Annotated in this window: 13 protein-coding genes; 3 read left to right on the top strand and 10 right to left on the bottom strand. The window is 59.5% G+C overall.

Translation table 11 applies throughout. From position 1 onward, the window contains the following. Positions 1-103: 103 nt before the first annotated feature. From ACJJU9_RS14950 to ACJJU9_RS14920, 7 genes are all read right to left on the bottom strand, one after another. On the bottom strand, positions 104-2,488 hold the full coding sequence (locus tag ACJJU9_RS14950) for a TonB-dependent receptor (protein WP_353231835.1): 2,385 nt from the start codon (positions 2,486-2,488) through the stop codon (positions 104-106). A gap of 120 nt (positions 2,489-2,608) precedes the next feature. Further along, positions 2,609-3,664: a substrate-binding domain-containing protein gene (locus ACJJU9_RS14945; RefSeq protein ID WP_123751509.1), complete on the bottom strand. Its 1,056-nt coding sequence runs from the start codon at positions 3,662-3,664 to the stop codon at positions 2,609-2,611. A 30-nt stretch (positions 3,665-3,694) separates the two neighbouring features. After that, on the bottom strand, positions 3,695-4,711 hold the full coding sequence (locus ACJJU9_RS14940) for an ABC transporter permease (protein WP_407731000.1): 1,017 nt from the start codon (positions 4,709-4,711) through the stop codon (positions 3,695-3,697). Between the two features lies 1 nt (position 4,712). After that, positions 4,713-6,290, bottom strand: coding sequence for a sugar ABC transporter ATP-binding protein (locus tag ACJJU9_RS14935; RefSeq protein WP_407728874.1), 1,578 nt, complete (start codon positions 6,288-6,290; stop codon positions 4,713-4,715). Between the two features lie 237 nt (positions 6,291-6,527). Then, a complete protein-coding gene (locus ACJJU9_RS14930) occupies positions 6,528-7,715 on the bottom strand; it encodes a hypothetical protein (RefSeq protein ID WP_407728873.1) in 1,188 nt (395 codons plus the stop codon). 13 nt (positions 7,716-7,728) lie between these two features. Beyond that, positions 7,729-8,616 carry a nitrilase family protein gene (locus ACJJU9_RS14925; protein WP_048369293.1) on the bottom strand — a complete coding sequence of 296 codons (888 nt, stop codon included), beginning with the start codon at positions 8,614-8,616 and terminating at the stop codon, positions 7,729-7,731. A gap of 775 nt (positions 8,617-9,391) precedes the next feature. Continuing rightward, positions 9,392-10,429, bottom strand: coding sequence for a LacI family DNA-binding transcriptional regulator (locus ACJJU9_RS14920; RefSeq protein WP_407728872.1), 1,038 nt, complete (start codon positions 10,427-10,429; stop codon positions 9,392-9,394). A 210-nt stretch (positions 10,430-10,639) separates the two neighbouring features. Between ACJJU9_RS14920 and ACJJU9_RS14915 the strand changes: the two genes are divergently transcribed. The 3 genes from ACJJU9_RS14915 (at position 10,640) to ACJJU9_RS14905 (ending at position 14,532) form a co-directional block, all read left to right on the top strand. Next, positions 10,640-11,968, top strand: a complete 1,329-nt coding sequence (locus ACJJU9_RS14915) for an MFS transporter (RefSeq protein WP_153336296.1) — start codon at positions 10,640-10,642, stop codon at positions 11,966-11,968. 13 nt (positions 11,969-11,981) lie between these two features. Next, complete coding sequence (locus tag ACJJU9_RS14910; RefSeq protein WP_407728871.1) at positions 11,982-13,340, top strand: amidase; 1,359 nt, start codon at positions 11,982-11,984, stop codon at positions 13,338-13,340. 409 nt (positions 13,341-13,749) lie between these two features. Continuing rightward, positions 13,750-14,532, top strand: coding sequence for an SDR family oxidoreductase (locus tag ACJJU9_RS14905; protein ID WP_273222225.1), 783 nt, complete (start codon positions 13,750-13,752; stop codon positions 14,530-14,532). Here ACJJU9_RS14905 and ACJJU9_RS14900 read toward each other — a convergent pair. The 3 genes from ACJJU9_RS14900 to ACJJU9_RS14890 form a co-directional block, all read right to left on the bottom strand. Then, positions 14,529-14,858, bottom strand: a complete 330-nt coding sequence (locus ACJJU9_RS14900) for a helix-turn-helix domain-containing protein (protein WP_273222227.1) — start codon at positions 14,856-14,858, stop codon at positions 14,529-14,531. The two genes, ACJJU9_RS14905 and ACJJU9_RS14900, sit on opposite strands and share 4 nt — an antisense overlap. Before the next feature lie 761 nt (positions 14,859-15,619). After that, entirely contained in the window at positions 15,620-16,360 is a 741-nt protein-coding gene (locus ACJJU9_RS14895) for an SDR family NAD(P)-dependent oxidoreductase (protein WP_048369288.1), read from the bottom strand. 27 nt (positions 16,361-16,387) lie between these two features. Next, positions 16,388-17,215, bottom strand: coding sequence for a shikimate dehydrogenase family protein (locus ACJJU9_RS14890; RefSeq protein ID WP_407728870.1), 828 nt, complete (start codon positions 17,213-17,215; stop codon positions 16,388-16,390). Between the last annotated feature and the right edge of the window lie 22 nt (positions 17,216-17,237).

Below are 17,237 nucleotides of genomic sequence, written 5' to 3'. Positions count from 1 at the left end.
GTGTTCCCCAAAAACCCGAATCCCCCCTGTAGGAGCGAGCTCGTCTCGCGATCTTTTGACGTTTTAAAAGATCGCGAGGCAAGCTCGCTCCTACACAGAACATTTAAAACGCGTAAGTAAGGCGGGTGTAGTAGTACGCGCCGTTGGTGCCGATCGGCGACAGCACGTCATACGGCAGGTTGCCCCCGTAGTTGATTTGCGAGTTGGAGCGGTCCGGGTATTTGTCGGTCAGGTTGGTGCCACCCACCGCGATGTCGAACGCCGGGGTGAATTTGTATTGCGCTTCAGCATCCAGTTGCCAAACCGCCCCGTAGGTTTGCGTCGGCCAGGAGTCGCCAAAATCGAACACGCGGGTGGTTTTGCCCTGACGCGTCAGGCGGCTCATCAGGCCCCAGTGCTGGTTGGCCCAGTTGGTCGACAGCACGATGCGGTCCTTGGGCGCCGCGTCGGTCAAGGTGTTGCGTTCCTCGACACCCACCAGCGCATCGCTGCCGATGCCCAGCCCCGACAACTGCGAAGGTGTGCCACGGGTTTTGGTGACTTTGGTGTGGTTGTAGGTGTAGGCACCGGTTACGCCCCACACGCCGTCGAACAGCGGCTGGTGGTAGTTGAGCACCAACTCGGCACCGTTGGTGCTGGTGTCGGCGGCGTTGGTGAAGAAGCTCACGTCATGCACGCCCGGCACACCAAAGTTGTCGTTGATGTACTGCTCCAGCGCGTCACTGCCAATCCGTTGAGACAGGGTGATGCGGTCTTTGACGGCGATATGGAACACGTCCAGCGACGCATCAAAGCGGTCGTTGAGCTGAGCGGTGAGGCCGAGGCTGAAGTTTTTCGAGGTTTCCGGGTCGAGCTTCTGGGCACCCAGGGCGCGGGCGATCGGGCTGTTGACCGGCAACGTGCGGATGTCGGTCAGCACGCCGTTGTCACCGTAGTTAGTGGTGGTGTTCTGGAACCCGACCTGTGCCAGCGACGGCGCGCGGAAGTTGTTCGACACCGCACCTCGCAAAGCCAGTTGGTCTGTCAGGCGATAGCGCCCACTCAGCTTGCCGGTGAGTTTGCTGCCCGCGTCGTCGTAATGCTCAAAACGTGTGGCCACGTCGACAAACAAACGGTCGGTGAGGTCGCCGGACAACTCGGCGTACGTACCGAACACATTGCGGTCCAGGTTCACCTCTTCGCTTGGGCGCAGGCCGTTGGCGCCGTCGGCACCGTTACCGAAGTAAGAGGCCTGGTCACCGGCAAACGTCAGGTAGTTTTCGTAACGGTATTCACCGCCCACGGCCAGCACGAACGAGCGATCGGCAAAGCGCACCTCGCGACTCAAGTCCAGGTTGGCGGTGGTCTGGCGGAACTCATAGTCGCCGGTGTTAAAGCGGGTTGGCGAATCAGCTCCGAGGCTGGGGTTGAAGGTGCGCTGGGTTGAGCCATCGAAGCGATTGCGCCCGTGGGTGAGGCTGCTGTCGTAGTCCCAGTCGTCATCGAGCATGCCTTTAAAACCTGCGGTCAAAGACAAGTCTTTGTTGTCGCCAAGGGACTGGGGGAGGTAGCCGTTGGGGTAAAACTCCGGGTGTTCATAGGCTTCGCGGTAAAAATCCGAGCCGGTGGTATGGCGCTCGTTGTAGGTGCCGAATGAGTAGGCCTTGCTGTCGCCAACAGGCAGTTCCGAGTTGAACCACACGTTCACATCCCGCGCCAGACCATCGCCCATGGCGAAGTTGCGTTGCCCCGGTGTGTCAGCGAAACCGTCATAACCGGCGCGGTTGGTCGGATTGCGGTCCTTGTATTCGGTGCCCACGCGGATAAACCCGCCGTCTTCACCCAGGCGGGTGCCGATCTTGGCCGAAGTCTGGCTGCTCTGGCCGTCTGTGATGCGCTTGCCGATGGCGTTTTCACGGGTGTGATAAACGCCATACGTGGTGGACACTTCACCGCCTTCCGGGGCGTCATCGAGAATGATGTTGATCACCCCGGCAATCGCGTCGGAACCGTATTGGGCGCCCGCGCCGTCGCGCAGCACTTCAATACGTTTGATGGCGCTGATCGGGATCGAGTTGAAGTCCACCGGCGCCGTACCGCGACCGATCTTCGACGAGTCGTTAACCACCGCCGAAGTGTGCCGACGTTTGCCGTTGACCAGCACCAGCACCTGATCGGGGCTCATGCCACGCAATTGCGCGGCCCGCACGTGGTCAGCACCGCCAGAGTTGGACTGGCGCGGAAAGTTGAACGAGGGCAGCAAGGTCTGTAGCGCCTGGCCCAGCTCGCCGCTGTTGGCACCGGCCGACTTGAGATCGGCAGCGGTCAGCACATCCACCGGGACCGGCGAGTCCAGCACGGTGCGGGCCTTGCCGCGTGTACCGGTGACCAGCACCGTGTCCAGACGCTCGCTGCTGTCGGCGCCGGGTGCCGGATCGTCGGCGTAGGCGGGCAACAAGGTAAAGGTTGAAATCACTGCAGCCAGTAAAGAAAGTGAACGGTTATGCATATGCAACTCCTGAACTGCAGCTAATACTCGCCCGTTGCCGAGAACTTGCGTTTTCGGCATTAGCGTCGCGGCAGTACTGCTCTATCGTTGTTATTGAGTGTTGGTTGAGTGCGAAACGTGTTACTTGGCCAGCGGTATCCAGGACGCCGTGGCAATCCCTGATGTGTCCCCAAACGCAGGTAGTTTCTGCGCCAGATCGCGAACGTTCTTCACATCAAGGTCCAGCAACTGCTGACGGGTAATCAGCGTTGGCGGGACCAATACTTTTTGCCCCGGATTCTCGCCGGCAATCAGCATTGCCAGGCTACGAACACTGATTGCCCCGGCCACTTGCGGGTTGACCGCTGCGGTCGCCACCCAGGCGCTGTCAGGTTCTTTCATGATCTGTATGTCAGCCGTGGAAATGTCGGCGCTGTAGATTTTCACCTTGGAACTCAGGCCCGCCTCGTCAACGGCAATTTTTGCGCCTTTGGCGAACTCGTCAAATGGCGCGAAAATCACGCTGATGCCCGGATTGGCACGCAACACGGCACTGGCCTGGTCGGCGACCGAGTTGGCAATTGGCGGGTTGAGCGTGCCAAAACGGGCCTTCTCGACGATGCCCGGATTGGCCGCCTTGACCTGAGTCCAGATCTCGTTGCGCAACTCCATCGGGGTAAAGCCGCTGATGTACACATACCCGGCATCGAACTTCGTGCCGTTGTCTTTGACTGCCTGCTCCAGCGCCAAACGCGCCAGTGCGTGGTGGTCCTGCTCGACCTGAGTCACGTTCGGGTTGTTCAGGTCGACGTCAAAGGTCACCACCTTGATGCCTTTGGCCACGGCTTTGTCGATCGAGTCCTTGAGGGTTTCGGCCAGGCCCAATTGCACGATGATGCCGTCGACCCCCAGATCAATCGCCTGCTCGATCATCTCGCGCTGACTGGCTGCCTGTTGCCGCGCATCGAAAATCCGCAACGTCGCACCCAGAGCTTTGGTCTGTTTCTCGACGCCTTGCAGATACGCCTCGGGGAAGTCGCCGGAAAACAGATAACCGACCATGGCAATCTGCACATTGCCTTTGTCGAAGGGCGCGGGGGCGCCCGGCAAGCCGGCTGCCTGTACGCCCAAAGCCGCGCCTGACAGCAGCGCACCGGCCAGAGCATGGCGAATGGCGCTTTTGATGGATGTGTACATAGGTGATCCTTGCAAGTAAGGGCGTCCAGATCAGCGCACGCGCTGTCCGACACCAAAGGTGAAAATCAGCGCCAGCACCAACACCAGTCCTTTGACGAAATCTTGGGCGTAATAGGGTGCGTTGAGCATCGTCAATCCATTGAGCAAGGTGGCCACCAGTAAGGCGCCTATCAACGTGCCAAACGCGTTGGGTTTCTTCGCGCCCAGCACGGCAAAACCAATCAGCGCCGCGCCCAGTGCATCCAGCACCAGCCCGTTGCCGGAGCTGACATCGCCGCGCCCCAGCCGCGCCGCCAGCAGCAAACCGCCCACTGACGCCAGCAAGGACGACAGCACGTACGCCAGCAGTTTGTAGCGATGCACCGGAGCGCCCGCCAGGTGCGCCGCTTGCTCGTTGCCGCCGATGGCATAAAACAACCGGCCGATGCGCGCCCGCTCCAGAAACAGCCACACGGCCAGCGCTGCGACAGCGGTTACCAGCACCGGAACCGGCACCGTGTCCCACAACCGACCGCGCCCCAGCGCCAGAAAAGCCGCACTGAACACGCCTTCGGTTTCTTCTCCGTTGGGTAGCGTCATGCCTACCGCAATCGAGCGCCCGCCGGTGGGAATCAGTTGCACACCGATCACCAAAAACATGCTGCCCAAGGTGGCGAGAATGTCCGGCACGCGCATTTTGACGATCAGCCAGCCGTTAAAAAGACCGACCAAAGCCCCGCCCGACAGGCTGATCAACACCGCCGGTACGGCGCCCCAGCCCAGCACCACCATCACGTAGCTGGCGATCATCAGGCTCATCGCCGCCACCGCGCCGATGGACAAATCGAGGCCGCCCACGGCCATGGTCAAGGTCACGCCAAGGGCCAGCAAGGCGACGATGGACACCGACTGCAAAATGATGAACAGGTTGTTGACCCGCAAAAAGGCCGGTTCGGCAATGCTGAAAAACACCACCACGGCGGCCAGCACCAGCAGCAGGCCATAACGGATCAACGCATCCAGCACGCGCTTGGGCTTGGGGGCACTGCCCGGCAAAGAGGAAATCAAATCAGCCACGCGCACTACTCCCGGGCGTTGCGGTACGGTTTAAAGGGGAAGAGCAAGGGATAGGGGATGGAACGTCACTGCCCACCAATTGCGCCACCAGCATGGCGCGGTTCAGCCCGGCTCGGGCGTAGTCAGCGACCACGGCAAAATCACGCACCACCAAAATTCTGTCGGCGATCTCCAGGGCCTCGTCAACGTCAGTGCAAATCACCAGCGTGGCCCGGCCTTCGCAGCTGTTACGCAGCAAATGGCCAATCTCGCGACGGGCGCGCACATCCACACCCTGGAACGGTTCATCGAGCATCAGCACACGGCCGTTGCCCAGCAGCCAGCGGCCCAGCACGACTTTCTGCTGGTTACCGCCAGACAGCGTCTCCATGGGCAATTCGATCCCGGCGGTCTTCACACCCAGCGCGGTCACGGCGTCTTCTACCGCCTGCGCCTCCAGCCGGGTGTTGATAAATCCGTAGCGGGTGAAACGCTGCAAAAAGGGCAGGGTCAGGGTTTTGCGCAACGAAAAGCCAGGAATCAACGAATGGCTGGCGCGGTCTTCGGCGGCGTAAAACACCCCGGCTTTAACTGCGTGCTCTGGCGAATTGAACAGCCCGGCAACACCTTCCACGTGCAGCGTTCCGGCAGCCGGGCGACGCAAACCGAACAGCACCTCGGCAATTTCACTTTTGCCCGCACCCAATAGCCCGGTGAGCGCCACCACCTGACCTTCGTGCAGGTTTAAATCAAACTCAGCGGAGTTCGCCGTGACCTTCGCTGCGCGCAAACTCAACACCTTGCGGCCCGCCTCACGCGGCTCAAAAGGCCGGGTGTCCGGCGCTTCACCGAGCATGGCGTACACCGCCTCGGTGAGTTGATCGGCAGCAAATTCACCGGCCAGCCTGCCGTCACGCAACACCACGGCGCGATCCGCCAGACGCTGCAAATCGGACAAGCGATGGGAGATATAAACAATCGCCACCCCGCGCTCGCGCAAGGTATCGACCAGGGCAAATAAACGTTGCGCTTCGGTGTCCGAAAGGGCGGCAGTCGGCTCATCCAGAATCAACAAACGGGGCTGCAAGGCAAAAGCCCGGGCCAACACCACCAATTGGCGTTCCGCCTGGCCGAGGTGTTCAATCGGCTGCTCCAGCGGTAGATCTAGCCCCAGCCCGGCAGCGATTACCGAGGCACGTTGCAACACGCGTTTGCGCCCCAGCCAGAAACCGGCACCGGGCTGGCACAACTCATCCAGCAGCAGGTTTTCCGCCACGCTCAAACCCGGCGCAATCGCGTCATTGACGTGCTGATGCACCGCCACAATCCCGACCTCACGCGCCGCCAGTGGCGAATTGAAACGCTGCAACTGCCCGTCAACCAACAGCTCGCCCGCATCATGGGACTGACTACCGGCGAGGATCTTCACCAGCGTCGATTTGCCCGCGCCATTGGCACCCAACAACGCCACGACTTCGGCGGGGTAAATCTGCAAGTCCACATGGTCCAGGGCACGGTTGGCCCCGAACGATTTACTCAAAGCGCGCACACGAATCAGCGGATCAGGCGCCACAGCGGCAGACGCGTTCATAAAAAGTACCGAAACAGAAGTCGCTGAAACATCAGCAAACACAAGACGTTGGGGCCGCGATTAAAAGCATTTCCCTAGGAACAATCCAATATATGTATCGAATATGAAATATCTTTTAGTTATATGAGGATGCGCCCGGATGGGCGCAGAGGGGAGGGAGTTCACTGTGTAGGAGCGAGCTTGCTCGCGATCTTTTGATCTTTATCTGGCTTTTGATCTAAGAGATCGCGGCCTCTCCTACGGGATGAAATAACCAATCACCGGCACAATCAGCAGCGTGCTGATCGCCATCGACAACACATTGCCAATGTAAGGGTGCATGTACTGGGGCAACCGCCGGGCAATGGCGTGGGCCAAAGGCGGGGCGACCAGAGCCCCCAGCACAGCGCTGGCGATCATCACCGTCGCGCTGGCGCCGTAGGTCAGCACCGCCGCCGGAACCACTGACACCAGCGGCACATACGTGGGGTACCAGCCGAGTTTCTGCCATTGGCTGCGCCAAATAATCACGCCCACTAACGAGGTGAATGCCTGTGCTGTAACCAAATGCAGCAGCAAGCCTGAACCATAAGCAGGGCTCAGCGGGTTCAATGCATAGGCCAGTAAAACGCCAGCCAACATTCCCAGGCTGGCCCATTCATTGCCAAAAAAAGGCGCTTCGGAAAAGTCTGCCAATACCCGGCGTAACGTCCAGATTACCCCGTAGTCAGGCTTGGGCCTGGCGGCGGGCTTCTCAACGATGGGTTCGACCTGGCTTTTGACCAGTACGGGCACACACCGGCACAAGCCAAAAGCCAGCGCACTGCCCAGCGCCATCCCCAGTACATTGCCAATCACGACGGGCAACCCCAACGGCAGGCAGACGAAGTTAACCATCAGCAGGCAACAAGGTGTGACCAGCAGGGCCCCGAGAACCGCTCCGTTGAGGGTGACTTTCCAGCCGCCACCAAACAGCAACACCATCGCGGCGGGCAGGGACACAAAGGCGGCAAACGTTGGCTGCCAGGTGTCGGCAGTCAACGTCCAGCCCCACAATGCATTGCTCAGCGCCAACCCCAGCAGTGAACTGGTGACCAGCCAGGGCCACAGTCCCGTGCCATAGCTGATGCTAAACCCTTGCCACGTTTTGGCGTACCGACTGGCCCAATACCCCAGGGCACCCCCAAGCAATAACCCCAACGAGGCGAACTCGTGCTTGTAAAAAGCGACTTCGCTGATATCGCCGATCACCCAACGCAGCCAGGCCAGCGGTGAAGGCCAGTCGCCCATCATATCGGCATATCCGGGCCAGTAACCGGTTGCCGATGCTGAGTAGAACCACGATAAACCCCCCATCAAAATAATGATTAGCAGCGCGCTGGCTACAAGTAAAACCAGGTAACGCACTGACGCAGTGGAAGACGCTCTTGGTGATAAAGACGACATGATGGCGTCCTCATCAGCGTGGAAGGAGAGGGTGGTCGGTATAGCCGAGCATCGACTCATACACATCGACCCGGCGGTCGCGATGCAGGTCGTTCAAACTGTTCCAGATCGGCGCGCTGCGTGCGCTGGTCAGATCAATATCGGCATAGAGAATGGTCTGCTCATCTGCTGAGGCCACCTTGCCGATGGGCCAGCCATTGGTCCCGGTAATCAGCGAGCAGCCCAGATAGCGTTCGCCTTGTTCCTCACCGATGCGGTTGGCGGCGGCAATAAACACGTTGTTGGCATGAGCAGCGGTCATCGTCAGGTACGAGGCCATGCATTTTCCGCTGTCATCGAACAGAGGCGGTGGCGTCCAGATCCAGTTGTTCAGACTGCAGATAATGTCGGCGCCTTGCAGGCTCAACAGGCGCGGTACTTCGGGAAACCAGATGTCCCAGCAAATCAGCAGGCCGATGCGGCCAATGGGTGTGTCAAACACCGGAAACCCCAGATTGCCGGGAGTAAACCAGAGCTTCTCGCGGTTCCATAAATGGGCCTTGCGGTACTTGCCAATAAAACCGCCCGGGCCCACCAGCACCGCGCTGTCGAACAACTGCACACCGTCCCGTTCCGCCAGTCCTGCGGCCAGATACACCTGATGCTTTCGGGCAAAATCGAGCCAGGCCTGCATGCTCGGACCCTCGGGAATCAACTCGGCATGCAGGAAGGCTTCCTGGCGAGTGCCGAACAAATACCCGGTGTTGGCCAACTCCGGCAGCACAATAAGATTTGCCCCGTTAATGGCCGCCTCGCGGGCCAATTCAAGGCTGTGCTCCAGATTGGCCTGGCTATGTTGAATGCCCACCTGCGGATCGAATTGCACAACCGCAACGCGCACCGCACTGACCGCTTCGTTCATGGCTGACACCTCTTTTTATTGTTATGACCCGCTGGTTTGCGGGTCTTTAGTAAGAGGATTTATCAGTGTGGGTGTATGTCGGTTGTGTCCGCTTGGTGTGTAGTCCGTTGCCTTGTCTAGGTTGTTACATATCAAACGGGACTACATAAGAGGGGAATTAAACTGGCTTTCGACATGCGTAGTTACTACATGATCTGCCCCCTTTCGTAGGAGCTGCCGCAGGCTGCGATCTTTTAAAAAATCAAAAGATCGCAGCCTGCGGCAGCTCTTATCAAACATAATATAAGTGATTGATTTTAAAGGCTTTGTAGTAGCGAGCTTGCTCGCGATCTTTTGATCTAGATCTTGCTTTTGATCTTGATCTAAAAGGCCCCATTAAACCACGCTGGCCGAACGCAGGTTTTGCGCAGTGGTTAACCCGGCAGGACGCCGGGTTAGCCGCGACACGGCCATGGATGGCCGATCGCGGCGGGCCTACGGAGCAAGGCCTGTGGTGAGGGCATGCCGAGCCAAAGCGAGGCACGAGGGGTAGGGGCAAAAGCGTTTTGGTTACTTTGCCGCTTTTGCAAAGTGACGCGGCGTAAGGCCGGAACCCTAAGTGGCCGTTGCCGCAGCAACGGATATGTACTCAAGTCAAGAGCCCCCTCACCACGCCTCTCCCGAAGGAGAGGGAACCGATTGGGGGATGCTGAAGATACTCGGCGGCCTGTTTGCTGCGCGACAGCGCGGCGTCGAAGACGGGGCGGCCCCTCCTACCGAGGGGGGACTGAACGGATTACAGCGGCTTGGGCAACACTGTAGAACTGGCCCGCACTTGCAGTTGTGGGGTCAGCACAATCGATTCAACGGCTTCGCCCTTGATCCGTTTCAGCAATAACTCCACCGCCTGCTGGCCCATTTCGGCCAGTGGTAAGCGCACGCTGGTCAGTGGCACGGTGAGTTCGTGGGCGAGGGCGATGTCGTTGAAACCGACCACGGCGATGTCTTTGCCCGGCAGCAGGCCTTTGTCCCGTGCAGCGCCCATCAGGCCGATGGCGAGGAAGTCGTTGACCGCGAAAAACGCTTGAGGGCGCGGGTTCAGCCCCAGCAGATGCTCACCTTGCTGGTGCCCGGTCAGGCTGTCAAAGGGGCCGTTGAGGGTCCATTCCGGGCGCAAGGTGATGCCCTGTTCGCGAAAGTAGCGGGTGAAGCCGCGCGTGCGATCGGCGCCGGTTGAGGCGTGGCGTTCGCCTGCCAGAATCGCGACGTCGCGCCAGCCCAGGGTGTACAAATGCTCCGCCGCCAACCAGCCGCCCAGCTCATCATTACTGCACGACGCGACTTGCCCGGCTATCTGGCGGCTGACCAGCACGTAGGGGATGTGTTTGCGGGTTAATAACTCAAACAGTGGCTGGGTTTCTCCCACGTGGGAGTCAGCCACGATCAGCCCGGCCACCGAGCGGCGCAAGGCGTGTTCGGCACGTTGCATCTGGCGCAGGGGCTGGTCGTCGGTGTTGGACACGAACGTGAGGTAGCCCGCCTGTTCAGCGCTGCTGTCGATGCTGTCGTAAATGGTCGCCATCACCAGGTCGGTGATGCGCGGCATCAGTACGCAGATTTCCTCACTTTTACGCAATTTCAGGTTAGATGCCTGCGTGTTCGGTCGATAATCCAGCTCTTTTGCCAATGCGCGAATACGCTCAATCACCTCGGCCGATGCTGCCCGTTCGACGCCCGCCGGGTCGCCGTTGAGCACCCTGGACACGGTGGACACATGCACGCCAAGTGCAGTCGCCATGGACTTGAGGGTGGCGGGGCGGGCTGGGTTCGGCATGTTCGAGGGGTTTCCTGCTGTCTGTTATGAGCGCGCGAATTCTACCTGAACGGGCGATTTTCGGCCGGACAAAATTTTTACCCAAACGTTTGACTAAAATTTTTACTCGCTCTACATTTCGTCAACCCAAACGTTTGGGTAAAAAAATAAAAATACGCCGGAAGCGGCCGACTTTTTGACTTCTGCCATCATTTGAAGAGTCAGATACCTATGAACAACCCAGCTATCCCTTCCTTCCGCTATCAGATTTTCTTCTTGATCATGCTGATGGCGTTGCTCAATTACATTGACCGCGGCGCCATTGCCTACGCATCGGCGAGCATCCTTCCCGAGTACGGTTTCGACAAAGCCGACTGGGGCAAGGTGCTGGGTTACTTCGGTTACGGTTACATTTTGGGGGCGTTGATCGGCGGCATTCTGGCTGACCGTTTTGGCGCCAAGCGTATCTGGCTGATCGCCGGTGCCACCTGGTCGATCTTTGAAATCGCAACCGCTTTTGCCGGTGACTTCGGTCTGGCATTTCTGGGCGGCTCGGCAATGGCCGGTTTCGCCACCATCCGGGTGATGTTCGGTTTCGCTGAAGGCCCGGCGTACTCGGTCATCAACAAGAGCGTGGCGAACTGGGCGACCCCTAAAGAGCGCGGTTTTGTGGTGTCGGTGGGTTTACTCAGCACGCCGCTGGGCGCTCTGTTGACCGCGCCGATTGCGGTAGGCCTGCAAACCCTGACCGGCGACTGGCGCAGCATGTTCGTGATCTTGGGTGTGATCAGCCTGGCGCTGTTGATTTTCTTCATGACGCGCTTCACCAACACCCCCGATGAAAACCCGCGAGTGTCCAAGGCGGAACTGGACTACCTGCGCAAAGAGCGCGCCGAAGCGGTCAATGCCTCGACGCCAACCACCACGCTGACACCGGTCTGGCACTTCTTCAAAAACAAGGACCTGCTGCTCAACGCGGTCGGCTACTTCTCGTTTGTCTACGTAACCTTCCTGCTGCTGACCTGGACCCCCAAATACCTCCAGGACGAGTTCCACTACAACCTGTCCTCGCTGTGGTACATGGGCATGATCCCGTGGACCGGTGCCTGCTTTACCGTGCTGCTGGGCGGCAAAATATCCGACCTGCTGCTGCGCCGTACCGGCAACCTGAAAGTCGCCCGCAGCTGGCTGGCCGCGACTTGCCTGCTGTTGACCACACTGTGCTTCATCATGGTTTCGCAGGCCCAAACCGTCTGGGGCGTGATTGCCCTGATGACCCTGGCCAACGCCCTCAATGCGCTGCCTAACTCGGTGTACTGGGCCGTGGTCATCGACACTGCGCCCTCCAACCGCGTCGGTGCCTACAGTGGCATGACCCACTTTATTGCCAACACCGCTTCGTTCATTGCCCCGATGCTGACCGGCTACCTGACCGTTCGCTACGGCTATTCGTCGATGTTCGTGGCCGCCGCCGTGGCGACCGCGTTGGGCATGAGCGCCATGTTGATGGTGCGCCCAGGCGGCCGTCCGGCTGCTTCCCCCCTTCCTGCTGCTGTTTGATTGAGGTGTTTGTATGAGCCCGGTACTACCTGCCCATGCTGGCTATTTTTTCGGTCGATCGGTCGTCGAGCTGGCTGAACGCCTGCGCGACGGCAGTTTGACCAGCGTTGAACTGACCCAGGCCGCTCTCGACAGCATCGAGCGGCTGAACCCGACCCTGAACGCCTTCGTTCAAGTGGATGCACCGGTTGCTCTGGCCCAGGCGCGCAAGGCCGATGACCTGTTGGCCCAAGGCCAGGACTTGGGGCCGCTGCACGGCATACCCGTGGCGGTCAAAGACAACATCGACACGTTGGACTACGTCAGCACTTATGGCTCGGCGCATTTCGAAGGCTTCAGGCCGCGCCGTGATGCCGTGTGTGTGCAGCGTTTGCGCGAGGCGGGTGCAGTGATTGTCGGCAAAACCTTGACCCATGAATTCGCCTACGGCCCGACGGGCGACCGCTCGCTACAGGGCGCGGCCCGCAACCCGTGGGCCCCGGATTGCATCACGGGCGGCTCCAGCGCGGGCAGCGCGGCGGCCGTGGCCAGCGGCATGGTGCCGCTGGCCTTGGGCACGGACACCGGCGGCTCGATCCGGATTCCGGCGGCGTTGTGCGGTGTGGTCGGCTTCAAACCGTCCTATGCTGCCGTGCCACTGGAAGGCGTATTCCCGCTGTCGTCCAGCCTCGACCACGCCGGGCCGATTGCCAACTCGGTTGAAGACGCGCGCCTGCTGTTCGAAGTGTTATCGGGCAAGGCATGCGCCGCGACAGCCACTGAACCACGTGCAGTACGGGTTGGCTGGATCCGCTCGGGCAGCTTCGGCCCGGTCGACGCCGAAGTGGATCAACAGGTTTACCAGGCGGCCAAGCAGGTGTTTGGCGATACATTGCACGAAGTGACGGAATTGGCCGCCATGGCTGCCGGCATGAAAGAAACCCTGCTGATACTGCAACGCGCCGAGGCCTACGACGTGCATGCCGAGCGCATGCAAGAGGCGCCGCAATTGTTCGACCAAGAAGTGCGCGAGCGCCTTGAACTGTCGCAAGAAGTTCGCGGCTGGCAATACATTCGCGCGCAGCGGGCCCAGCAGCAGTATCAAGCGCATATGGCGCGGTTATTCGAAGACTATGACCTGCTGGTTTCGCCCTGCGTACCGATCATCGCCCCGCCAGTGAACGCACGGGAGACACCCGTGGGCGAGCAACTCATCGACGTCCGCGCCGCCGTGCTCAGCTACACCAGCCCCTGGAACCTCACCGGCCTGCCCGCAATCAGCCTGCCAGCAGGGCAGGTGAGAGGCCTGCCCGTGGGCCTGCAAGTGATTGCAGCGGCGGGTGAAGATGAGCGTTTATTGCAGGATATGGCCAAGCTGTTCGTACGCAATTAGGTCTTTAACCCTCTCAGTCCCCGTCAGTCATATGCCTTGCGGGGGCTGACGTGATAACGCTGTGTAACCACAGGTGGAGTGCTTTTTTCGGAAGTCTGTCCTGCTCTATTGGCGATCCTTTGCGGACATCCGCACCCGCCTAAACCTGTTTTGTGGATTTCGACAGTTGCTTGCCCAGGCCTGTAGCCCTCTGAATCCGCACCCTGACTTTTTGGTTAGTCCATTACCTTTTTGTGCGTTCTTGTGGCCTGTCTGCAGCACTCCTATCTTGGGGGCCACAACCGTCCCTCAGGAATACGTTCATGCCCCTTATGTTCCCCCAACCCATCACCCGTTACTTGGCCGCCGCCGTCGTGATGAACGACGAAGGTTGTACCTGCACCCAGTCGGCTTCGCTGGAGATTTTGGTATGAGCTTTGATCTTGGACTTGAAGGTCTTCGCGCAGTGGTGACTGGCGGCACCCAAGGCATCGGTGCTGCCGTAGTGTCGGCATTGCTCGAACAAGGTGTACAGGTGATTTCGGTCGCACGTTCGTCAGGGCGTTCGATTCCGGACGGCGTGCATTTTATCGCTGCCGACTTGGGCACCGCGCCAGGTTGCGCGAGTGCTACCGATGAGGTTAAAAAACGGTTCGGCGGCGTTGATATCATCGTCAATGTTCTAGGCGGCTCAAGCGCGCCAGGGGGTGGTTTTGCAGTGCTTGACGATGAGCAGTGGGAGGATGCCCTGGGCCTTAACCTGATGGCTGCGGTGCGGGTAGATCGCGCACTATTGCCGGGAATGCTTGAACGCGGGGCCGGGGTTATCATTCATGTCACGTCGATCCAGCGGGAGTTGCCATTGCCAGAATCGACCACGGCGTATGCCGCCGCCAAGGCAGCATTGGCGACCTACAGCAAAAGTCTGTCGAAAGAGGTAACGCCCAAGGGGGTTCGGGTCGTGCGGGTCTCCCCAGGCTGGGTTGAGACGGATGCTGCCGTGGCGTTGGCGCAGCGTCTGGCGCAACAGGCAGGTACAGATTATGAAGGTGGAAAGCAGATCATCATGCAGGCACTCGGCGGTATTCCTCTCGGGCGGCCCGCCAAACCAGCGGAGGTCGCTGACTTGATTACCTTTTTAGTCTCGCCTCGGGCGGCGTCGATCAGTGGAACTGAATACGTGATAGATGGCGGCACTGTGCCGACTGTTTAGGTCGCTGGTTTGGCGGTCTGCCATTTGAGCAGGCCGTCCAATACTGGGCAGAGGCTCTGGCCCCATTCCGTCAATCGGTATTCGACCTTGGGTGGCACTACCGGATAAACCGTACGATGCACCAGGCCATCAGCTTCGAGTTGCCGTAGTTGTTGGGCCAGCATCTTTTGCGAAATGTCCGGAATCAGACGTTCAAGGTCTGAATAGCGCTGCACTTGCCCGCCAAACAGATGGAACAGAATGATCAATTTCCAGCGGCCGCCGAGCCAGTTGAGTGTGGTTTCAACGTCGGCCGCTGCAGTGACTGCGGTGTAGATTTTGCTCATCGCTTACTTCCTGATCGTTGCGCAAAAATGGCCATTAACGTTTATCGCTGACCAGTCCTGGCTAGTTTTTGCAGCATTGTACGGAACATCTCCCAGGCCCGCAGTCTGACCGGTAGATGGGAGTTTTCGTCGGTATCTTAATCCGGCTTGTGACTGGGTTTTTGGTCTTGATCTACCTGCCCCTTCGAGAGGCCGTGCGCCGACGCAAGGCCTTTCAAGATCAAAAGATCGCGAGGCAAGCTCGCTCTTATCAAGCATAAAATAAGTGATTGATTTTAAAGGCTTTGTAGGAGCGAGCTTGCTCGCGATCTTTTGATCTAGATCTTGCTTTTGATCTTGATCTAAAAGGCCCCATTAAACCACGCTGGCCGAACGCAGGTTTTGCGCAGTGGGTAACCCGGCAGGACGCCGGGTTAGCCGCGACACGGCCATGGATGGCCGATCGCGGCGGGCCTACGGAGCAAGGCCTGTGGTGAGGGCATGCCGAGCCAAAGCGAGGCACCGAGGGGTAGGGGCAAAAGCGTTTTGGTTACTTTGCCGCTTTTGCAAAGTGACGCGGCGTAAGGCCGGAACCCTAAGTGGCCGTTGCCGCAGCAACGGATATGTACTCAAGTCAAGAGCCCCCTCACCACGCCTCTCCCGAAGGAGAGGGAACCGATTGGGGGATGCTAAAGATATTCGCTGTCCTGTTTGCTGCGCGACAGCGCGGCGTCGTAGACGGGGCGGCAACTCCTGCCGGGTTGTGGTTCAACAGAATTGCCTCACCCCGCGATATACAACCCGCCATTCACATGCAGCACTTCCCCGGTCATGAAGCTCGATCCGTCACTGCACAAAAAGGCGATGACAGAGGCGATTTCACTCGGCTGGCCAAGGCGTTTGAGCGGGGTTTGTTCCACCGAATCGCTGCCACGGGTGGCGATCAGGCTTTGTGTCATCGGGGTTTCGATAATGCCCGGCGACACCGCATTCACCCGCGTCTGTGGCCCCAATTCACGGGCCAGTGCGCGAGTCAGGCTCAACAGGCCGCCTTTGGAACTGCCGTAGTGGGCGTTGGAATACGCGCCTCGGTGCGCCGCCACGGAGGTCAGGTTAACGATGGCGCTGTTGGCGCGCAGGGCAGGGATGGCGCGGCTGCACAGGTAAAACACGCCGTCGAGGTTGATGCCCAAAGTCTGGCGCCATTGCTCGTCGGTCATTTCGCGAATCGGTTGTGATTGGTACAGCCCGGCAGACGGCACCAGAAAATCAATCCCGCCAAAGCGCTCGACCGCCAGTTGCACCGCTTTTGCCGAGTCATCCGGATCGCCAGCGTTCATGCGCAAGGTGGCCACACGCTCACCCTGTGGGTCCAGCGTACGGGCGAAGTCAGCCAACCCTTCACCGTCCAGATCCGTCAGCACCATCGACGCGCCGTATTGATAAAACAGCTTCGCCACTTCGCGGCCGATACCGCCGTTGGCGCCGGTCAGCAGCAAGACGCGGTTGTTGAAGTCATACATGAGCAGTGTCTCCAGAGAGGGCAGGGGTCAGTGGCCGAGAATGCGCGCAACGTGTTCAGGCTGCAGGTCAACACCGAGGAAGCGGCAGATCTGCACCACCTGCCCGTAAATCATGTGCTGTCCGGGGTGAGTGCGGCAGCCGCGCTCGCGTGCCGCCGCCAGCAGCGCGGTGCCGTCCGCGCGCATCACCGCTTCGCAGACCAAAGCGCCCGCTCGCAAGGTGTTCGGATCGAGGGGCAGGGGATCATCGTCCTTGAGGCCCAGCGAGGTGGCGTTGATGACCACGTCGTAGTCCTGCGCATTGCCGTCACTGATAACCAGATCGAGCTCGGGAAACTGTTTTTGCAGACGCTCCAGCAACGCTTGCGCACGGGCCGGTGAACGGTTGTAGAGGGCCAGTCGTGCAGGTTTCTGCTGGGCGAGGGACCAGGCAATGGACTTGCCCGCGCCTCCCGTGCCCACCAGCAACACGCGTTTGCCAGCAACCGTATGCCCCTGTTGGTGCAGACCGGCCAGCATGCCTTCGCCATCAAAATTGCCGCCCGTGAGGCGCCCGGTGTCAGGGTCGATGCGGATGGCATTCACCGAACCGACCTGGCGGGCGATGTCGGTCAGGTCGTCGCAGTATTCAAGGATGCTTTCCTTGTACGGGATGGTAACGACCAGGCCTTGCAGGTTGGCGAAGCCGCCAACGCCACCCAGCACCTTTTGCAGGTTTTCGGCGTGCACGTGCAGGGGTACGCAGACCACATCCAAACCTTGGTTGGCCGTACTCTGATTGATGACTTGCGGGGTTTTTACATGGGCGATCGGATCAGCAACGATGCCGATCAAACGCGTTTGGCCAGTGATCATGAGGATTAACCTGTCTGACATT

Origin of the sequence: Pseudomonas helleri (assembly GCF_045830615.1) — a bacterium.
GTDB lineage: Bacteria > Pseudomonadota > Gammaproteobacteria > Pseudomonadales > Pseudomonadaceae > Aquipseudomonas > Aquipseudomonas helleri.
Note: the sequence above shows the minus strand (reverse complement) of the source record. Positions and strands in the feature narration are given on the sequence as shown.